The sequence below is a fragment of the Veillonella parvula genome, from assembly GCF_001553335.1.
GTDB classification, from domain to species: Bacteria; Bacillota; Negativicutes; order Veillonellales; family Veillonellaceae; genus Veillonella; species Veillonella parvula_S.
The window spans coordinates 53,792-74,466 of sequence record NZ_KQ960785.1 but is presented as its reverse complement, the minus strand read 5'-3'; the positions used below and the strand labels follow the sequence as shown (position 1 = coordinate 74,466).

The window sequence follows — 20,675 nt, the reverse complement described above, 5'->3', positions numbered from 1 at the left end:
ATTATGGCACTATTAGAGTTATCTAATATATCCTATGTTGTAAAAGAAAAGTCTATTATCCGTGATGTATCTCTATCTGTACATGAAGGAGAGTATCTCACTATTGTAGGTCCTTCTGGTAGTGGTAAAAGTACACTTTTAAAATTATGCAGTGATTTAATTAGCCCTACCTCAGGGATTATTACTTATAATGGGCGTGATTTAGCCACTATAGATCCAGAAAGTTATCGTAAAGAGGTTGGTTATTGCTTTCAAAGACCTTACTTGTTTGCAAAAACGGTGCGTCGTAATATTTTGTTCCCTTATGATATTCGAGGTATGGAACCTGATATGATTCGTATCAAATATCTTTTCGATTTACTTCATATGCCTATCGAATATCTTGAGCGCCGTAATGATGAATTATCTGGTGGAGAAATGCAACGGATTTGTCTTATTCGCAGTCTTATCTTTGAACCTAAAGTATTGCTTTTAGATGAGGTAACCTCTGCATTAGACGCTGTCAATACGGCTATTGTAGAACAGGTAATCGGTGAGCTCCATAAAAATGGAATGACCATCATAGCAATTACACATAGTGAGGAACAAAGCCTACGCATGTCTAATCGTCGTATTACAATTGTAGATGGATCATTAGCTAAAGAGGAGGTATTACGATGAGTCAATTTCATGCTATTTCAGCCACGTCATTATGCCTTGCATCTACATTAGTTATTATCAGTATGTTTATGTCCTATCAGCAGGAGTTGAAGTTAGAGAAAGATATTTTTATAAGTGCTTTGCGGGCTACCATACAGTTATTTGTTATAGGTTTTATTTTAGCTTATATTTTTAGTACCGAAAGTCCTATATTTATAATTGGTTTATTAGGATTTATGGCTATCAATGCGGCCTATAATTCTTCTAAGCGGGGAAAGGGAATTCCTTATGCTCTGTGGATTTCTTGGTTTGCTATAACCGTAGGTGCAAGTATTACTTTAACGATTTTGCTTTTAACGGGCGTGCTTAATTTTACTGCTTATCAAGTGATTCCTGTTGGTGGTATGGTCATTAGTGGTGCTATGGTAGCGATTGGGCTTTGTTATCGCCAAATGCTATCAAATTTTGAATTGCGTCAACAAGAGGTAGAGATTAAACTAGCGCTAGGAAGTACACCTAAGCAAGCGTCAAAAGCCATCGTGCGAGATGTTATAAAGACTGGATTGCAGCCAACTGTGGATAGTGCTAAGACCTTAGGAATTGTGGCTTTACCAGGGATGATGACAGGTCTTATTTTAGCGGGGATGCCCCCGCTTGAAGCTGTAAAATATCAAATGATTGTGACATTTATGAGTTTATCTACCATATCGATTGCTTGCTTTATTACTTGTCAATTAGCGTATAGAACATTTTTTAATAATAGAAATCAATTAAATAGGTAAGCTTAGTACCTTAAATATATTTTTATAGTACATCAAATTAGAATATTTAATCAAAACTTAGAGTAGTAACCTTAAGGTTACTACTATTTTTTATATAGTAAGAAATATTTTTGTATGCTTATAGGTATACAAATTGATGGATATAATTCTGTATAGTTATAAAGGTTTACTTATAATGTTTTTAATATTGCATTATTTCTATAAATGATATTGAGATTTATTATTGAAAAAGATAGAAGAGTGTTGATATAATATATCAGTAAATTCTATAGTATTTTGTATTGTAAGGAGTTTTTATGAGCAATTATGATGTAGAAACAAGGGGAGGGCGTGCAGCTAAAACTACGCTACTAGGTATATTAGCCTTAGCTATTTTAATTGCCACATCTCTTGGTTCACTCTTCATTGGGATACGCTATATCAGCATAGATGATATTACTCTATCCTTTACCAACTATGATCCTAATAGTATAGGACAGATGATCGTTCAAACATTGCGCCTGCCACGTATGATAGCAGGTATCGTTGTAGGTATTAGCTTTGCCGTATCAGGTGCACTGATGCAAGGTGTTACCAATAATTCTATGGCAAGTCCTTCTATTTTGGGGATTAATGCAGGTGCTAGTTTTGGTCTAGCTGTTGGAATGATTTTATTTCCTTATTTAACCTTAAATGGAAGTATTTTATTTTCCTTTGCTGGGGCTGCGTTGGCAACACTATTTATTTTAGCTCTTGCTAAACGCGTAGGTGGTAAAGCTACCCCTGTATATCTTGCACTTGCAGGTACGGCTATTAGTGCAGTATTTGTAGCTGTTACACATATGCTTGTTGTGTACTTCCAAGTAGCACAAGAATTAAGCTTCTGGACTGCCGGCGGTATAAGCGGTATTCGCATGGAACAAGTATTACTCGTATTACCTTGGACTATTGTTGGTATTCTTATTGCTATGTACGTATCAAAATCTGTTACGCTTTTAAGCTTTGGTGAAGAGGTGGCGATTGGTCTAGGTAGTAATTTAAATCGCGTCCGTGTGTTATCTGGTTTGACAGTACTTATTCTTAGCGGTTCTGCTGTTGCTCTAGCCGGTCCTATCGGTTTTGTAGGTCTCGTCATTCCACATATAACACGTAAACTGGTGGGCATCGATTATCGACTAGTAATTCCATTCTCTGCACTTTTTGGTGCGGTTCTTGTTATGATTGCAGACGTTGTGGCTCGTATCATAAATCCTCCATTTGAAACACCATTAGGTGCCATTACTGCGCTCGTAGGGGTTCCATTCTTTATTTATTTAGCAAATCGTAAGGGAGGGAAATAAGATGAAAAAACGCTTTTTTGCCTACTCTTTCGTTATGACACTTATATTATTAGGTGCTATATATGGACATCTTCATACAGGATTTAGCGATATGTCTACATCTGATCTTATTCGCATTCTTTTTGGCGGTGGTAATGATGTAGAAAACCTCACGGTTTTTGATTTTCGTTTAGTTCGTACCATCTTGGCTGTATTTATTGGTATGGGCCTTGCTATGTCTGGTGCGATTTTCCAAACTATATCTCGTAATGAATTGGCTAGCCCAAGCTTGTTAGGCGTAAATGCTGGTGCTGGCTTAGGTGTAGTTCTTTTAGTGTATTTTGCAGGTTCTACAACGGCGTGGGGGATTTGGACATTACCAACTGTTGCCGTAGCTGGTGCTGTTGTGGCAGCGCTTTTAATTTATCTTTTATCTTGTCGAGGCCGCGATATTATTTCGCCATATCGTTTAATCTTAACAGGTATTTCTATGAGCGCAGGGTTCCATGCATTGCAAGTCTTACTCGTAACGCGTTTGGACCCTAATAAATTTTATTTAGTTAATACCTGGACAATCGGTACCATTTCGGGTAATACCTGGGAGCACGTATGGGTGCTTGTACCAGTTGTCATTGTATTATCACTTATTCTCTATGCTCGTTATATGGAGTTAAATTTATTAAGCTTAGCTGATGAAACGGCGATTGGTCTTGGCGTACATATAAATCGCTCTAGATTCGTATACTTAATTATTGCAGTTCTTTTATCTGGGTTCTGTGTAGCTATCGGTGGTAGTATTGGTTTTGTAGGGCTTATTTCCCCTCACATTGCACGTCGTTTAGTTGGTGCCGACCATGCGTATTTCTTGCCGTTAACAGGTCTAATTGGCGCTATTTTAGTGGTCACTGCCGATTGGATTGGCCGAGCCATTATTGCGCCTGACGAAATCCTCTTAGGCATTATTGTAGCCTTAATCGGGGCACCATACTTCTTGTATATTTTAGCGAAAACAAAAGCGTAAAAGGGGAGATATAAATGAAATTAGAAATTAATAACTTAACCACAGGTTACGGTGATACAAAAATTATAGAAAACTTGAATCTTACAATTCCAGAAGGTAAAGTGACCGCATTGATTGGTGCTAATGGTTGTGGTAAGTCTACTTTGTTAAAAACAATTTGTCGTATTATTCGTCCCATGGATGGTGATGTATTATTAGATGGTAAGTCTATTGGTGATTACAATAGTCGTGAATTAGCGAAGAAGGTTGCTATTTTACCTCAAAATCCTACAGCACCTGGTGAAATCACTGTTCGCGAACTTGTTATGTATGGACGTGCACCGCATCAAGGTAGCCTTTTTGCTCGTACTACAAAGGAAGATAAAGAAATTGTAGAGTGGGCTTTAAAAGAAACTGAATTACTATCATTTGCAGATCGTGGTATTACGCACATGTCTGGCGGTCAACGCCAACGAGCTTGGATTGCTATGGCTATTGCACAAAATACAGATATTTTGTTTCTTGATGAACCGACGAGCTTTCTTGATGTATCTCACCAAATGGATGTATTGCATTTAGTAGAGCATTTAAATAAAACATATAATAAGACGATTATTATGGTTATTCATGAACTTAATGAAGCAGCTCGTTTTGCTGATTATTTAGTAGCTATGAAAGATGGAAAAATTCAGTACGAAGGTACTCCTCATGATATTTTCCATAACGAGATGTTAAAGGATGTATTTGGTGTAGATTCTACGATTATGAATGATCCTAAGACGGATCGTCCGTTCTGTATTCCTTATTCTATGAAGAATTATGGCCATACGGCACGTGAGGTGTAGTATGAAGCGATTGTTACTGTCAAGCTTAATAGGAGCTTGTGTAATTATGGGGATTGCCGGTTGCGGACCTCAACAAAATGGCATGACTCATGAAGCTATCTATGCTAGCCTTGATGATAAGATGAAAGCTGCCCTAGAACGATCTAATGATCCAAAGGAAATTGATAAAGAGTTTAAGAAGCGATTAACATCTACAAAGAAGGCAGTAGATAAAATTGTTTCTGTTGAAGGCGATAAAATCATTGTTACTCATAAGCTTGGTAAAACTGTAATGCCTAAAGAACATAAGCGTATTGTAGTGATTCGTGCAGAAGATCCTATGATTGCGTTGGATGAGCCATTTATTGCAGCCAACTATAACGAAAATAGCTATTTATATAATGAGCTAAAAGAACGTAATATTCAAAACTTCAGTATTAATGATGAAACTAGAACCATTAACTACGAACAAATTCAAGCGTTAAAACCAGATTTGATTATTATGCGAGACTCTTATGGTAAAGCGGCTTATGAAGCCTTGTCTAAAATCGCACCGACTATTACGTTTAATGTTAATAAGGAAGAGGTAGCCCTCTTGGGTATTGCTACGGCTCTAGGTGTGCCTGAAATAGGTGAAGCTCGTTTAAAAGAATACTACAATAATGCAAAGAAAACTCGTATTGCTTTAGGTAAAAACTTAAATGGTGAGACTGTAGGATTCTTACGAATTATGAATAAGGAAATTCGTCTCTATCCATATATGAAAAATGATATAAATAATTTTATGGCTGATTTATTAAATATTAAACCGCCTGATATGGCATTAGAAACAGAGCTCAACCCAACGAATAGTGCGATTTCTTTAGAACGGTTACCTGATCTTGATGCAAAGTATCTCATTGTTACATCTGGTTATGGTGCTTCTACATCGAATAATCAAGGTATCGCAAATCAACGATTGGCAAATCTTAAAAAAGATGAGTTATGGAAAAACTTGCCTGCTGTAAAAGCAGATCATGTATTGCAAGTGGATAGCACATTATGGATGGCTCATGGCATTATAGCAAAAGAGCGAGCTATGAAAGAGCTGTATGATACGTGGGGAAAATAGGGCTGACTAAGTATGTGTCATAAATTTAGCAATAGATTGTAAGCGTTGATGTATAATTATTTAAATTGTTTAAAAATTTAGATACATACATTTTAGTCATATTCGATATAGATAATCGATATAGATTAGAAACTCCTATGATATAAAGGTTGCTTCCTCTTATGAGGCGGCAACCTTTTTGTATGTATCAAATTCCTGTGCTTTTTAGTAGGAATAGTGGTATACTAAGTACAGTATCAGTGAAATACCAGAAGACTGGTTGTCATATACTTTCATAAACCTAAAGAGGGGTGGCACTGCCACTAGAAAGATTTGAGGTAAGTACTATGTATGATGTAAAATCTCCAAAGGCGGAGGAATTTATTTCCCATCAGGAAATCCTTGACACACTTGCCTATGCAGAGGAAAACAAGGAAAATCGGGAGTTGTTAGATGCTATTTTAGCGAAAGCTGCTACTTTTAAGGGATTAAACCACCGAGAAGCAGCAGTTCTCTTAGAATGTCCGTTACCTGAATATAAGGAAAAGCTTTTTGCTTTAGCAAAGGAAATCAAGAAGGCTATCTACGGCGATCGCATTGTTCTATTTGCACCGTTATACTTGTCTAACTATTGTATCAATGGATGTGTGTATTGTCCGTACCACTCCAAAAACCGCGATATTAAACGCAAAAAATTAACGCAAGACCAAATCAGAGAAGAGGTTATTGCGTTAGAAGCGATGGGCCATAAGCGTATTGTAATTGAGTCTGGTGAAGATCCTCTTAATAATCCACTAGAATATATTTTGGAATCCATCAAGACGATTTACGGTATCAAAAATAAAAATGGTGAAATCCGCCGTGTAAACGTAAATATTGCAGCTTGTTCCGTTGAGGACTACAAAAAATTACATGAGGCTGGTATTGGCACATATACATTATTCCAAGAAACATATAATAAAGAAAACTATGAAGCCTTACATCCTACAGGCCCTAAGAGCGACTACGCCTACCATACAGAGGCGATGGACCGCGCTATGCAAGGTGGTATTGATGATGTAGGCATCGGTGTTCTTTATGGTTTGGAGCATTATAAATACGATTTCGTTGGTTTGTTGATGCACGCAGAACATTTAGAGGCTGTGTATGGGGTAGGTCCACATACTATTTCTGTACCTCGTATTTGTCCAGCGGATGATATCGATGTAGATGATTTCAGTAATGCTGTACCTGATGATGTATTTGAAAAAATTGTTGCTCTTATCCGCGTCTCTACACCGTATACAGGTATGATTATGTCCACTCGTGAAAGTCAATCCATGCGTGAACGTGGCTTGGCATTAGGTATCTCCCAAATTAGTGGTGGATCTCGTACTAGTGTAGGTGGTTACAAAGAAGAAGAAAAGCCAGAAGATAATACGGCACAATTCGATCGTAGTGATACGCGTACATTAGATGAAATCGTTAACTGGTTGCTAGACCTTGGGTATGTTCCAAGCTTCTGTACTGCTTGTTATCGTGCAGGTAGAACTGGGGATCGATTCATGGCTCTTGCAAAATCCGGTCAAATTCACAACTGTTGTCAACCAAATGCGTTGATGACATTGAACGAATATATCATGGATTACGGCAATGATGAAACTAAGGCTCATGGTTCTAAGGTTATTGAACAACAGTTAGAAAATATCAAAAATGATTTAGTTAAAGATAAAGCTAAAGCTTATATTGCACAGATGAAAGACGGCGAACGGGACTTCCGGTTCTAAGGAATTCACTGATATGGAGCCTCCTATTGATAATGGGAGGCTCTTTCTTGTTGAGAAAATAGCAAGCTTTAAATGAGAATAAAATATATAAAATAGTTTATTTTATTTGCATTTTAAGGTATAATAAATAAAAATGATAATGATAATACGTTGAATTCAAGAATAATATTGATTATAAACTACTGAGGGATATGATGATTAAGAAAAAACGTTGGCGCCTTTGTAAAGGTGATCAAGAGAAAGAGAATATCTTAATCCGTGAACTTGGTGTAAACCCTATTGTGGCTAAATTAATGGTGAATCGTCACATTGATGTAGACGAAGGTCGTCAGTTTTTACAAGGTACTTTGTCAGATTTGTTAGATCCATTTACATTAAAAGATATGGATGTGGCTGTTTCACTAGTTCTGGAAACAATTGAATGTCACAAACCAATCGTCATTTATGGTGATTATGATGTAGATGGTATTACTGCAACATCAGTACTTTATCGATTTTTAAAGAAATTAGGTGCCGATGTTACCTATTACATACCAGAACGTCAAAGTGAAGGGTATGGCCTCAATTTAGAGGCTTTAGAGCACCTTATTGAACGGGGAACGGCTTTAGTCATTACTGTAGACTGCGGCATTAGTTCTTACGATATTGTAGAGGCTGTACGAGACCGTATCGATATGATTATTACGGATCACCATACGGCTCCTGATATGATTCCACGAGCCAAGGCCGTTATAAATCATAAGCAAAAGGACTGTCCTTATAAGGATAAAAACTTATCTGGCGTAGGGGTTGCTTTTAAGTTATGCCAAGCCTTGTGGCTTACAAAGCGCGGAGAATGGTACTTAGATGATTTAGATATCGTTGCACTTGGCACTGTGGCCGATGTAGTGCCTTTGGTCGGTGAGAACCGTATCATTGTAAAATCAGGCCTTGAGAAGATGAATAGGGAACCTAACTTGGGGATTAAAAAGCTTATTGATGTAGCTGGGCTTCATGAACGAACTATTACATCTGGACATATTGGTTTTACCTTAGCACCTCGTCTTAATGCAGCGGGTCGCGTAACGCATGCAACGCGTGCAGTTGAATTACTTGTGACCGATGACGAGGATATAGTAGAGGCAATTGCGGAGGAACTAAATGAAACGAACCGTGAACGACAAGAGTTAGAACGAAATATTCATGAGTTGGCTCGTGTTGATGTAGCTAATCAAGGACATAAAGCTGATTATGTAACTATTGTGGCCGGCGAAGAGTGGCATCCAGGAGTCATTGGTATTGTTGCTTCTCGTCTAGTAGAGGAGTTTTACAAACCAACCTTAGTCATCAGTATTCATGATGGCGTTGGTAAAGGCTCGTGCCGTAGTATAGATGGCTTTAACATATATGATGCATTAAAATCTTGTGAGGATATCTTGCTACAGTTTGGCGGGCATGCTGCGGCAGCAGGCTTTAGCATCGATGCAAATCGTATTGATGAGTTACGAGAACGGTTAACCAAGTATTGCAAAGCAGTTATTACAGATGAGGAATATATTCCTGTGGTTGCTATTGATGCGGAACTACCTGTTGATGATATCGATGTCGATATCATTGACCGCGTATCAGACCTTGAACCTTATGGAATGGCCAATAGCACGCCAGTCTTTGCTATTATGGAAGCTACCGTGCAAGATATTATGCTCATGGGCCAATTAAAAAATCATTGTAAGATAATATTTGAAACTTCGAATGGTACATTAGATGCTATAGCTTGGAATCGTCCAGACTTATTTAAATTTATCTTTGTGGGAACTGTGGTAAAAGTGGCATTTTCCTTGCAAAAGAATGAATGGCAAGGTATGGTTTCTCCGCAACTCATGATTCAAGCTATTGAACCATTGACTGAAGAGCCGATTAAGCTTTCTACAGAAGGGCTTAGACAAATGTATGTCATAATAAAACAGTCCATGCGAGGTCGTAGTCAATCGGTTTATAATGTAGAACAAGATATATTGCGCCGTAAGCCGGCAGATCAGAATAATCGCAGTGCTCTAACATCTATTGATGTATTTAAAGAATTGGGCATTGTTGAAGAATATACAAGTGATGATGGTCAATTAATGCTTAGATGGAACGCCATTGAAGGAAAATTAGATCTTGTCACATCCGTAACATTTCTTACTTATAGTGTATAGGAGGTGACATCATGACAACTGTAAATGAAGAAGGCAAAGCTTTGGTGGAACAAAGTACATTTGATAAAAGTAAAGCCTTAGCTGAGTTTATGGAGTATATCCATACGTATTTAACAGATGATGAGTGTGACCAAGTATTGAAAGCTTTTGAGCTTGCTGATAAGGCTCATGAAGGTCAGTTTAGAGCTTCCGGTGAACCGTATATCATGCATCCTCTAGCTGTAGCTGATATTTTGGCACATTTACAAATCGACCATATTACACTCATGGCAGCTCTAATGCATGATGTGGTTGAAGATACATCTTACTCGAAGGAAGACCTAGAGGAGATGTTTGGCTCTGAAGTAGCATTCCTCGTTGATGGGGTAACAAAATTAAACCAATTCCAGTATGAAACCAAAGAAGATCGCCAAATGGAAAACTATCGAAAGATGATTTTAGCTATGGCGAAGGACGTACGTGTCGTAGTTATTAAATTGGGTGATCGCTTACACAACATGCGCACCTTAAAGCATATGTGTAGTGACAAACAAAAGCGTATTGCTAAGGAAACCTTAGAAATCTTTGCACCTTTGGCACATCGTCTTGGTATCTTCAATGTGAAATGGGAGTTGGAAGATTTATCCTTCCGTTATTTAGAGCCGGAAAAATACTATGATCTAGTCGATCAAATGAAACAAAAACGCCAAGTCCGGGAAGACATTGTTAATGATACGATGAGGCAACTTACAAAGGCCTTAAGTGAAGCCCATATCAAGGCGGATATCAAAGGTCGTCCAAAACACTTCTACAGTATTTATAAGAAGATGAAAAAGGATAATCGTGATTTATCCCAAATTTATGATTTGCTTGCCGTTCGTGTGATCGTTGATAGCATCCCTGATTGTTATGCAGTACTTGGCATTGCACATAGCTTGTGGAAGCCATTGCCTTATCGCTTCAAAGATTATATTTCCATGCCGAAGTCTAATATGTATCAATCCTTGCATACAACCGTTATCGGCACGATGGGGCAACCGGTAGAGATTCAAATCCGTACTTGGGAAATGCACCGTGTATCTGAATATGGTGTGGCTGCTCACTGGCGATATAAAGAAGGAAATAAAAACGGCGATAAAGAATTTGATCAAAAGGTTGCATGGCTGCGCCAGGTTCTTGAATGGCAAGATACTAGTAATCCAACGGAACTCGTTAATGCTTTGAAATTAGACGTTTTCTCTGGTGAGGTATTTGTATTTACGCCAAAGGGTGACGTTGTTAAGTTGCCAATAGGCTCTGTACCGCTTGACTTTGCCTATCGAGTTCATACCGATGTAGGTCATCATTGTGTTGGTGCTAAGGTAAACGGCAAAATTGTGCCGTTGGATTATACCTTGCAAAATGGTGATATTGTTGATATCATCACATCCAAAACAGGTCGTCCTAGCCTTGATTGGTTGAATATCGTAGGTTCTTCTGAAAGTAAGAATAAAATTCGCAATTGGTTCAAGCGTGAAAATAAAGCTGAAAATATTGAAAAAGGCTTAGAAGCTCTTGAAAAAGAAGCAAAACGATTGAATCATAATTGGAAAGAATTATGTGCAGACAACCGTTTACAACATGTAACGAAACAACTTAAAGCCGGTACAGAAGAGGAAATGTTTGCAGCCTGTGGCTATGGCGGCATTCCTGTAAGCACTGTTCTTTTGCGTTTAATTGAACTTTATAAAAAGTCTAAAGAGGTAGAGGAATCTAAGCGCAGTACAGAGCAAATTATTGAGAAATTAAAATCTCAAGGACAAAAGAAAACTAAAAATGGCACTGGTGTTCTCGTAAAAGGTGAAGCTGGTGTGATGGTGCGTATGGCAAAATGCTGTAATCCTGTACCTGGTGATGATATTATAGGTTACATAACCCGTGGTCGTGGCGTTTCTATTCACCGCTGTGATTGCCCTAGCATGGGCCATTCTCCTGAAGACTTAGAGCGGATGATAGAAGTCTCTTGGGACGGTTCTTCTGGCGAATCTTTCCACGTAGGCATTGATATTCAAGCTTATGATCGAGCTGGTATTCTCATGGAAGTTATGGCGGTGCTTTCAGAATTGAAAATCACCATTACTAACATCAATGCTAAGGTTCAAGAAGATACAAAAAATGTAAGCATCAATTTGGTGGTTGATATCCGGGATATTTCGCAACTAGATTTCGTAATGACTAAATTGCGTCGTATTCGTGAAGTGTATACTGTTCAACGTAGTAAAGGAGGGGCTTAATGAGCGAACAACAATTAGTGCTTATGCGCATGCCTTTAGGTCCACTAGGAACAAATTGCTATGTTATCGGTGATAAAGCGATAGGTGAAGCTTTCATTATCGATCCTGCAACAGCTGAAGTACTAGATGCGCTAAAAAAACATGACTTAAAGCCGAAGGCGATTGTACTGACACATGGTCATGGAGATCATATTGGTGGCATTCAAGAGATTGTAAACATCTATCATGTGCCTGTATATATTCATAAAGGCGATGTACCGTATTTATCTGATCCTGAACTTAATCTTAGTGCTTATAGCAATCCAACGCCAATTAAGGTAAAAGCGGAAATTATTGAGGTTAAACAAGGTGATCACATTACATGTGGTGATATCGATCTTGAGGTGCTTGAAACACCAGGTCATACGCCAGGAGGTGTGTGTTATTACATGGAAGGTCTTGTGTTTGTAGGGGACACTCTATTCAGAGACTCCGTAGGCCGTACAGATTTTCCAAATGGTTCTTATGAGACCCTGATATTATCGATTAAGACTCAGCTATATAGATTGCCTGATAATACAATGGTTTATCCTGGTCATGGACCGGAAACAAATATAGGGTATGAAAAACAATACAACCCATTCGTTGGTCAGTAGGTTTAAACGAATTATTTTTTACAGTCGAGGGGAAATTTATTATGAACACAACATTAGAAAAATTAAAAGAACGCATTAAAGACAAAAAGTACAAATTGACAACTCAACGTCAAACAATTTTGCAAGCATTCATCGATGCTGATGAAAATCACTTGAGTGCTGAAGATGTATATGTTCTTGTAAAAGAGGTGGCACCTGATATCGGGCTGGCAACAATTTACAGAACTCTTGATCTCTTTACAGAACTTGATTTGTTAAAACGTCTTGATTTTGGTGATGGCCGTAATCGTTATGAATTAAATGACGAAGAGTTCGCTCATTTCCATCACCATTTGATTTGCGTAAAATGTGGTAAAGTTTCCGAGTTTGAAGACGACATGCTTGAAACATTGGAGTCTATTATCGCTAAGAAATTAAACTTCCGTACCATTGATCATCAATTGAAAGTATATGGTTATTGTAGTGATTGCCAAAATCATATGACTGAAGCAGAATTAGAAAAGCTTGAGCGTATGTCCCATCATGGTTAATGGTTATCTATATACGGGGCCATTACCACTTGGCTCCGTAGTAGCTCATAACTGTGGCGCGGCAGGACTTTTTTCTGATAAGGTACATCCAGAGGTTATCCTTGAAGCGCATGAAATGGAAGGGATGTACACATTAACTGTTACTATTGGTGATTCGGTTCAGATTTTTGAAGGACCGGTTTCCTCTATGGGGCGTCGTCAAATTGGACAAGCCTTGTTGTGCTATTTGCGTGAATATCAAGGCTTACCTGCTGAGGCTCCGTGGGGAACCATGGTAGGTGTGCGCCCAACAAAGCTACTACATAAATATATAGATACATATGGCTCTGTCCACGCAGCAACTCGTCACATTCGGGACGAGTTTTCTGTGTCTATGGAAAAGCTTGCTACTTTGGGGGCCATTGGCGAGTATCAACGTCCATTTCTATCTGATACAGATGATAAAAAGGTAAGCCTCTATTGTGGTATTCCTTTCTGTGACACGCGTTGCGTATATTGCTCGTTTCCATATGGTCTCTATCAGGATTATGCTGGTAAAAGTCAATTTCTAAGGGCTTTAACCCGTGATATAGAAGATATGAAAGCCATTATAGAATCTTATAATCTAACCGTAGATACTCTCTATATGGGCGGCGGTACTCCGACAGTGCTAAAGGATGAAGACTTTCACCAGGTTCTAAAACAGTTGTCTCTACTCGTACCAGAAGGTCATGAATTTACTGTAGAGGCAGGACGACCTGATTCTGTTAATCCTACAAAGCTACGTTCCATGCTTGCGCTAGGTGTGAATCGTATTAGCATTAACCCGCAAACGATGCAAGATGATATTTTGCGTCGTATTGGACGCGGCCATAGTGTACGGGATGTTGATGAACTTTTACAATATGTAAAAAACAATACATCATTAGCCGTAAATATGGATTTTATTGCAGGCTTGCCTAATCAAACGATGTCAAACATGATAGAGAATATGGATTATGTATGTCAAAATCTGCCGGAAAATGTTACAATTCATACGTTAGCATTAAAACGTGGTAGCCTGTTGTACGATTTACATATGGAAGATGATATTCCTGAAGAACATCTTGTGGCGGAAATGGTACAATATGGTAAAGAGCGTCTTGAAGCAGCTGGTTATGTGCCATATTATTTATATCGCCAACAATATATGAGAGGGCAGTTAGAGAATATTGGCTATACTTTGCCTGGCAAAGCGTGTGAATATAATATCCAGATTATGGAAGAACGGCAGAGTATTCTATCTATGGGGCCCGGCAGTTCATCCAAGTGGATGCGCGCCCCTGAATATCGTCAACTTAAACAGCATATGCCAAAAGACGTAGATGTTTATCACGAAACGATAGATGCACTTTTAGAGAAACGACATAGAATTTGTGAAAGATTTTGGGAGGTTGTGTAATGGCTATAAGAAAACCAAGAGGTACACAAGACTTTTTGCCAGAACAGATGATACATTGGCATTATATTGAACAACGTATGCGCGAAATTTGTAAAGTATATGGGTTCAATGAAATTCGCACACCTGCCTTTGAAGAAACTAAATTATTCTTACGCGGTATTGGTGAGACTACAGATGTAGTACAAAAAGAGATGTACACCTTTACCACCGGTGATGACGGTGGTTCTAGCTTTACCTTACGCCCTGAAAATACGGCGTCTGCTGTGCGCGCATACTTAGAAAATAAAGTATATGGTAAAGAAGGTCTCACAAAATGGTATTACATGGGCCCTATGTTCCGTCATGATAAACCGCAAGCGGGTCGTTATCGTCAATTCCACCAATTTGGTGCAGAGGTACTAGGTTCGCAATCTCCAGTGGTAGATAGTGAAGTTATCTGTATGGTTGTACAGTTATTAAAAGACTTTGGCCTTAAAGACCTCAATGTAGAAGTAAACTCCGTAGGTTGCCCAACATGTCGTCCTGTATACCGAGAAAAATTAATCGCTTTCTTTGAACCTAAAAAGGAACAATTATGTAGCGATTGCCAAGAACGGTTGTACAAAAATCCTTTGCGTATACTGGATTGTAAAAATGAAACATGTAAATCCTTGTCCGTAGGTGCTCCTGAAATTCACGAACATTTATGTGAAGAGTGTCATGATCATTTTGAAGAATTGAAAACCTATTTAACTGCAGCTAATGTGCAATATACTTTAAATCCTCGTCTCGTACGTGGCCTTGATTACTATACAAAGACAGCCTTTGAGGTACAATATACTCCTTTAGGTGCTCAAAGTGCTGTAGCCGGTGGTGGCCGTTACGATGGTCTCGTAGAAGAGCTCGATGGACCTCATACTCCAGCTATCGGTTTTGCTATGGGCATGGAGCGTTTACTATTAGCTCTTGAAAAACAAAACTTATTGCCTGAGCCAACTGTAGAACCATCTGTATTCGTAGTCGCTCTTGGCGATGGGGCTAAGGTAGAGGCTTTCAAAATTTGCCAAGCCTTACATGATGAATATATTACCGTTGAAATGGACGGGCAGGGCAAGAGTATGAAGGCACAATTAAAATACGCTAACAAAATTAATGCGAAATATGTTATTATATTGGGTGATGATGAATTGGCTCGTAAAGAAGCCATAATTCGATTCATGGATACTAGTGAACAAAAGACTGTTTCTCTAAATATAGTAGCTGAAGATATTAAGGCTATAATTAATGATGAAAAATTTACACAAGAATATAAAGATATAATGAAGAGATTTCCTAGTATACGAATTAGTAATGTTATGACTGGAAAGGATGACAATTAGAATGGAAACAATGCAAGGCTTACACCGTACGCACGGTTGTGGCACCATCTCTGAACAAGAGGTAGGTAAAGAGGTCGTATTATGTGGTTGGGTTGAACGCCGTCGTGACCATGGTGGTTTGATTTTCTTGGATTTACGCGATCGTTCTGGCGTAGTACAAGTAGTAGCGTCCCCAGATCACAACGTAGAATCTTTCCACAAAGCAGAGGATGTTCGTAATGAATATGTACTTTGCGTACGTGGTAAGATTACAAAACGTGATGAGGCTGCTATTAATCCAAACCTTCCTACAGGTGCATACGAAATGTTCTGTGAAGAGTTGCGCGTATTGAACTCCGCTAAAACTCCTCCTTTCTATATCCAAGATGATATCGATGTAGATGAAAATATTCGCTTGAAATATCGTTACCTTGACTTACGTCGTCCAGAAATGCAACGCAACTTGATTTTGCGTCACAAAGTAACGAAAGCAATGCGCGACTTCTTCGATAGCCGCGATTTCTTGGAAATTGAAACGCCAATGCTTACTAAATCTACACCAGAAGGCGCTCGTGACTATCTAGTGCCGTCTCGTGTAAATGCTGGTACATTCTATGCGTTGCCACAATCTCCACAAATTTTCAAACAAATCTTGATGGTTGCTGGTTATGAAAAATATTTCCAAATCGTTCGTTGCTTCCGCGATGAAGATTTGCGCGCAGACCGTCAACCTGAGTTCACTCAGCTCGACTTAGAAATGTCCTTCGTTGATGAAGAAGATATTTATGCATTGCTTGAAGAGATGATTGCTCATGTATTTAAAACTGCATTAGGTAAAGAAATTTCTTTGCCTATGCCTCGTATTACATGGGACGAAGCAATGGATAAATACGGCTCTGATAAGCCGGATCTTCGTTTTGATATGGCGTTTACTGATGTAACTGATCTTGTAAAAGATACAGAATTCAAAGTATTCCGCTCTGTAATCGACAATGGTGGCGTAGTTAAAGGTATTGTTGTACCTGGTGATGCTGGCATTCCTCGCCGTGAACTTGACGACCTTGTTGAATATGTAAATCGTTACGGCGCCAAAGGCCTTGCATGGGCTTGCTTCAACGAAGATGGTTCTATCAAGTCTCAAATCATGAAGTTCTTAGGTGAAGACACAATTCGCAATGTCGGTGAAAAAATGGGCGCTAAAGGTGGCGACCTCGTATTGATGATTGCTGATAAACCTGCAACTGTGGCACGTGCATTAGGCGAATTACGCCTTGAAATGGCACGTCGTATGAACATGATTGACCAAGATAAATTGGCATTCACATGGGTAACTGATTTCCCTATGTTCGAATATAACGAAGATGAAAAACGTTATGTTGCAATGCACCATCCGTTCACAATGCCACGCCATGCGGATCTTGATAAATTAGAATCCGATCCTGGCAGTGTAAAAGCGATTGCTTACGACATGGTATTGAATGGCGTAGAAATCGGTGGCGGTTCCTTGCGTATCTACCAAGCTGACGTACAAGAAAAAGTATTCAAAGCAATTGGCTTGTCCATTGAAGAAGCAAGATCTAAATTCGGCTTCATGCTTGATGCATTCCAATATGGTGCACCTCCTCATGCAGGTTGTGCATTTGGCCTAGATCGTCTTGTTATGTTGATGGCAAAACGTCAATCTATCCGCGACGTAATCGCATTCCCTAAAACTCAATCTGCTTCTGATATCATGAGCCAAGCTCCATCTGAAGTAGAATCAAAACAATTAAAAGAGTTGCATATTAAACTAGATGTAGAAGAAGAACAAGAGCAATCTTTAGTGTAAAAACATAGGCAAGAATTGATTAAAATCGAAATGTCAAGACTTGTTAATTGCTAATCTTTCTGATACTATTTAAGTATAAGATATCCCTGCCATGTGCGTGTGATATCGCAGTTTTGAGCCAACACATTTACTTTGGGAGTCTGAACTCTCGTTTGAACGTTACGCCCTTACGGGACAACTGCAGGATGAGGAGGACACCCACCTGCCCTTGCAGGATCAAAACGCGGTACATTACGGCATGGTGGGGCTTTTTTGCGTGTAAAAATAGACTGAAATATCATATACTATAAATATATCTTTGGTAAGAATTTAAACTTTTTAAAATCTTAAGAGCCCTAAATGTCATAAACGTTATAAATGTCTTGCCAATATTATCAGTGTTACCGAGTTACTGATGTTATTAGGTTTTTATGACGGGACAGTAATTGTTTTTGGATTGAATAGTTATAGATATGAAAATACGACAGTTAAACTGAGTGCGAATTGAGGTGATAGAATGGATAGTTTGTTTGATATGACACCTACAAATACATACGAGCCGCTTCCTGTACGAATGCGTCCTACTAAACTAGATTATTTATATGGTCAAGAGAAGGCCGTAGGTAAGGGGACTTTCTTGAGAGCTATGGTAGAGAAGGATACAATACCATCTATGCTTTTTTATGGTCCTTGTGGAACGGGTAAGACTACATTAGCTGGCATTATAGCTAAGGTGAGTAATAGCCATTTTGTAAACCTGAATGCTACTAACGCCGGTATTGGTGAGTTGCGTACTATCATTGAAGACGCGCGCAAACGAGTTCGTTTTTTACAGCAACGCACAATTCTATTCCTCGATGAAATTCATCGTTTTAATAAAAGCCAACAAGATGTGTTGTTACCTTGTGTAGAGGATGGCACTATTATCCTTATTGGTGCTACTACAGAAAATCCATTCTTTGAGGTTAATAGACCGCTATTATCTCGTTTGCGTCTTATTACATTAGAAGCACTTACACCAAAGGCTATTGGTCAAATTTTACGTCGCGCCATTACCGATGAAGAAGTGGGATTAGGCAAACGCCATCTACAGGTAACGGATGAAGTTCTGGAAGATGTGGGAATTTTCGTCAATGGTGATGGTCGCATGGCCCTTAATATTCTTGAACAAGCTGCAGCTATGGTTCCCGATGAGGGAACGATTACTATTGAGGTTCTTGAAAAGGTCGTAGGTCGTCGTATATATACATATGATAAAAAAGGAGACAGTCATTACGATACAATTTCAGCTTTTATAAAAAGTATGCGTGGTTCTGACGTGCAGGCAACGGTACATTATTTAGCACGCATGATTGAAGCTGGAGAGGATCCTAATTTCATTGCTCGTCGTATTGTTATTTGTGCAGCAGAGGATGTAGGACTTGCGGACCCACAAGCTCTTATACTTGCCAACGCAGCGGCTCAAGCGGCTCATATGGTAGGTTTTCCTGAGGCGCGCATTATATTATCTGAGGCTGCGTGCTATGTTGCTCTCGCACCTAAAAGTAATTCTGCTTATGTAGCTATTGATGCCGCGATATCTGATGTGCGACATAAGGATTGTGGACAAGTACCTGATCATTTGAAAGATAGTCACTATAGCGGGGCTAGTAAATTAGGTCATGGGAAAGCTTATAAGTATGCCCATAACTATCCTAATGGATTTGTAAAACAGCAGTATTTACCAACGCCTCTAGTTGATGCAACCTACTATAAGGGCATAAAGAGAGGGACTGAGGAACAGTTACTTCACGACTGGGAGAAACGTTGTAAAAATTAACTTAATATTACGATATATGCTATAATATAATGATAAGTTAATTTACTGTAATGTTATATAAGTAAGGGGTTTGTATAGATTTATGGCAGAAGAAAATACTTCCACCAAAAGACGCAACACACGCCGTAAGCGAACAAGTACAAAACAGCAATCAAAGTCGCAAAGCTTTTCTTTGCGCAGCGAAGTGAAAGGCCTTATTGTCATTGCCTTTGCTGTAATTTCCTTTCTGGGCTTTTTTGGCTTTGAACTCGGCCTTGTAGGACAGATTTTAACAGGTATATTCCGTTATGGCTTTGGCTTAGGGGGTATTATTCCTTGTTTATGCGTTTTCTGGTTAGGTTGGAGATTATTATATAAGGATACATTTATTTCCATTACAAAACGAGGCGTTGTAATGACCTTGTTTTTCCTATTTTTGTTAGCTCTTGTTCCCTTGTGGCGCGTTCCTGAGGGACAGGAACTCATTACTACGCAACTAGCTAATCAAGGTGGTTTCGTAGGTGGCGCAATTGCTACATTCCTTCGTACACTGTTAGGTAACCTAGGGGCTATTATTCTTGATGTATTCTTACTCATAGCTTTTGGATTACTGGTGACACGTTTGTCTTTGCGCGGTGGATTACAGAAGGCCGCGGACAAAACACAGGTTGGCCTTGATGTTGCAAAAGAGGTAGCTGCTGAGAAGGTTGCTGTTGCAAAAGAAGTCTTTGAAGATTGGAATGAACAACGTAAAGAAGCGGCAGAACAGCGTAAAGCTTATAACAGGGAAAAAGATACACGTTTTGCTGATGCGGCAGATCAAGCATTAGATGCATTGGAAAAACAAGGCATTGCTACAGGAAGAGACCTCTTTGACTCTACTACAGCTGTAGATGTTGATCCTATTGAAGATACAGTTACTACTATGGAGTCACAAAAAACTCCTACATCTTGGAAGGAATTGGCTGAGATAGAAGCACGTAATCGTGCGGCTGAGCAATTGGCTAATATATCTGGAGCATTTGGTGATACGAAGTCTTATGAAGCTGATGATTTTGAACAATTCTCCGATATACATAGATCTACGAGTGATGATTATGTATATGTTCCAGATGAGGACTATTCATATACACCAGATGAAGAGTATTCAGATGAGGTTGAAACTGTAGAAAATTCTGATGATGAAGAACCAAAATTCTCTTATCAAAATACAACAATAGGCCCATTAGAAACGAATCACGGTGCTATTGCCTCCGCTGTGCCAGGAACGGGTGCAGCTGCAAGCTCTGTAAGTGCTGGAGCTGGTATGGCAGGTATGGG

Annotated in this window: 16 protein-coding genes and 1 other RNA gene; all 17 read left to right on the top strand. The window is 39.0% G+C overall.

Translation table 11 applies throughout. The annotated features are described in order from the left end of the window. Window positions 1-3 precede the first annotated feature (3 nt). Entirely contained in the window at window positions 4-660 is a 657-nt protein-coding gene (locus HMPREF1865_RS03330) for an ABC transporter ATP-binding protein (RefSeq protein ID WP_060919192.1), read from the top strand. After that, window positions 657-1,421, top strand: coding sequence for an ABC transporter permease (locus tag HMPREF1865_RS03325; RefSeq protein WP_060919191.1), 765 nt, complete (start codon window positions 657-659; stop codon window positions 1,419-1,421). The genes HMPREF1865_RS03330 and HMPREF1865_RS03325 overlap by 4 nt, the downstream gene beginning before the upstream one ends. Before the next feature lie 296 nt (window positions 1,422-1,717). Next, window positions 1,718-2,740, top strand: a complete 1,023-nt coding sequence (locus HMPREF1865_RS03320; protein ID WP_060919190.1) for a FecCD family ABC transporter permease — start codon at window positions 1,718-1,720, stop codon at window positions 2,738-2,740. A 1-nt stretch (window position 2,741) separates the two neighbouring features. Continuing rightward, window positions 2,742-3,740, top strand: coding sequence for a FecCD family ABC transporter permease (locus HMPREF1865_RS03315; protein WP_060919189.1), 999 nt, complete (start codon window positions 2,742-2,744; stop codon window positions 3,738-3,740). Between the two features lie 14 nt (window positions 3,741-3,754). Then, entirely contained in the window at window positions 3,755-4,564 is an 810-nt protein-coding gene (locus HMPREF1865_RS03310) for an ABC transporter ATP-binding protein (protein ID WP_060919188.1), read from the top strand. Between the two features lies 1 nt (window position 4,565). Further along, a complete protein-coding gene (locus HMPREF1865_RS03305) occupies window positions 4,566-5,654 on the top strand; it encodes an ABC transporter substrate-binding protein (protein WP_060919187.1) in 1,089 nt (362 codons plus the stop codon). A gap of 326 nt (window positions 5,655-5,980) precedes the next feature. Further along, the gene (hydG, locus tag HMPREF1865_RS03300) at window positions 5,981-7,399 is read left to right on the top strand and encodes a [FeFe] hydrogenase H-cluster radical SAM maturase HydG (protein WP_004696428.1); all 1,419 of its coding nucleotides are present in this window, start codon (window positions 5,981-5,983) and stop codon (window positions 7,397-7,399) included. Between the two features lie 194 nt (window positions 7,400-7,593). Next, window positions 7,594-9,576, top strand: coding sequence for a single-stranded-DNA-specific exonuclease RecJ (recJ, locus tag HMPREF1865_RS03295; protein WP_060919186.1), 1,983 nt, complete (start codon window positions 7,594-7,596; stop codon window positions 9,574-9,576). 11 nt (window positions 9,577-9,587) lie between these two features. Continuing rightward, the gene (locus tag HMPREF1865_RS03290; RefSeq protein WP_060919185.1) at window positions 9,588-11,828 is read left to right on the top strand and encodes a RelA/SpoT family protein; all 2,241 of its coding nucleotides are present in this window, start codon (window positions 9,588-9,590) and stop codon (window positions 11,826-11,828) included. Then, complete coding sequence (locus HMPREF1865_RS03285) at window positions 11,828-12,463, top strand: MBL fold metallo-hydrolase (protein ID WP_060919184.1); 636 nt, start codon at window positions 11,828-11,830, stop codon at window positions 12,461-12,463. Before HMPREF1865_RS03290 ends, HMPREF1865_RS03285 begins: the two co-directional genes overlap by 1 nt. Before the next feature lie 41 nt (window positions 12,464-12,504). After that, complete coding sequence (locus HMPREF1865_RS03280) at window positions 12,505-12,993, top strand: Fur family transcriptional regulator (protein ID WP_004696420.1); 489 nt, start codon at window positions 12,505-12,507, stop codon at window positions 12,991-12,993. Next, entirely contained in the window at window positions 12,986-14,413 is a 1,428-nt protein-coding gene (gene hemZ, locus HMPREF1865_RS03275) for a coproporphyrinogen dehydrogenase HemZ (protein ID WP_060919183.1), read from the top strand. The genes HMPREF1865_RS03280 and hemZ overlap by 8 nt, the downstream gene beginning before the upstream one ends. After that, the gene (hisS, locus tag HMPREF1865_RS03270) at window positions 14,413-15,771 is read left to right on the top strand and encodes a histidine--tRNA ligase (RefSeq protein WP_060919182.1); all 1,359 of its coding nucleotides are present in this window, start codon (window positions 14,413-14,415) and stop codon (window positions 15,769-15,771) included. The genes hemZ and hisS overlap by 1 nt, the downstream gene beginning before the upstream one ends. 1 nt (window position 15,772) lies before the next feature. Then, on the top strand, window positions 15,773-17,578 hold the full coding sequence (aspS, locus tag HMPREF1865_RS03265; protein ID WP_060919181.1) for an aspartate--tRNA ligase: 1,806 nt from the start codon (window positions 15,773-15,775) through the stop codon (window positions 17,576-17,578). A gap of 80 nt (window positions 17,579-17,658) precedes the next feature. Further along, window positions 17,659-17,830: non-coding RNA, 6S RNA (ssrS, locus tag HMPREF1865_RS03260), on the top strand. A gap of 244 nt (window positions 17,831-18,074) precedes the next feature. Beyond that, window positions 18,075-19,376: a replication-associated recombination protein A gene (locus HMPREF1865_RS03255; protein WP_060919180.1), complete on the top strand. Its 1,302-nt coding sequence runs from the start codon at window positions 18,075-18,077 to the stop codon at window positions 19,374-19,376. A gap of 82 nt (window positions 19,377-19,458) precedes the next feature. Beyond that, on the top strand, window positions 19,459-20,675 hold a 1,217-nt coding region (locus HMPREF1865_RS09365), incomplete at its 3' end, for a DNA translocase FtsK 4TM domain-containing protein (protein WP_196484499.1).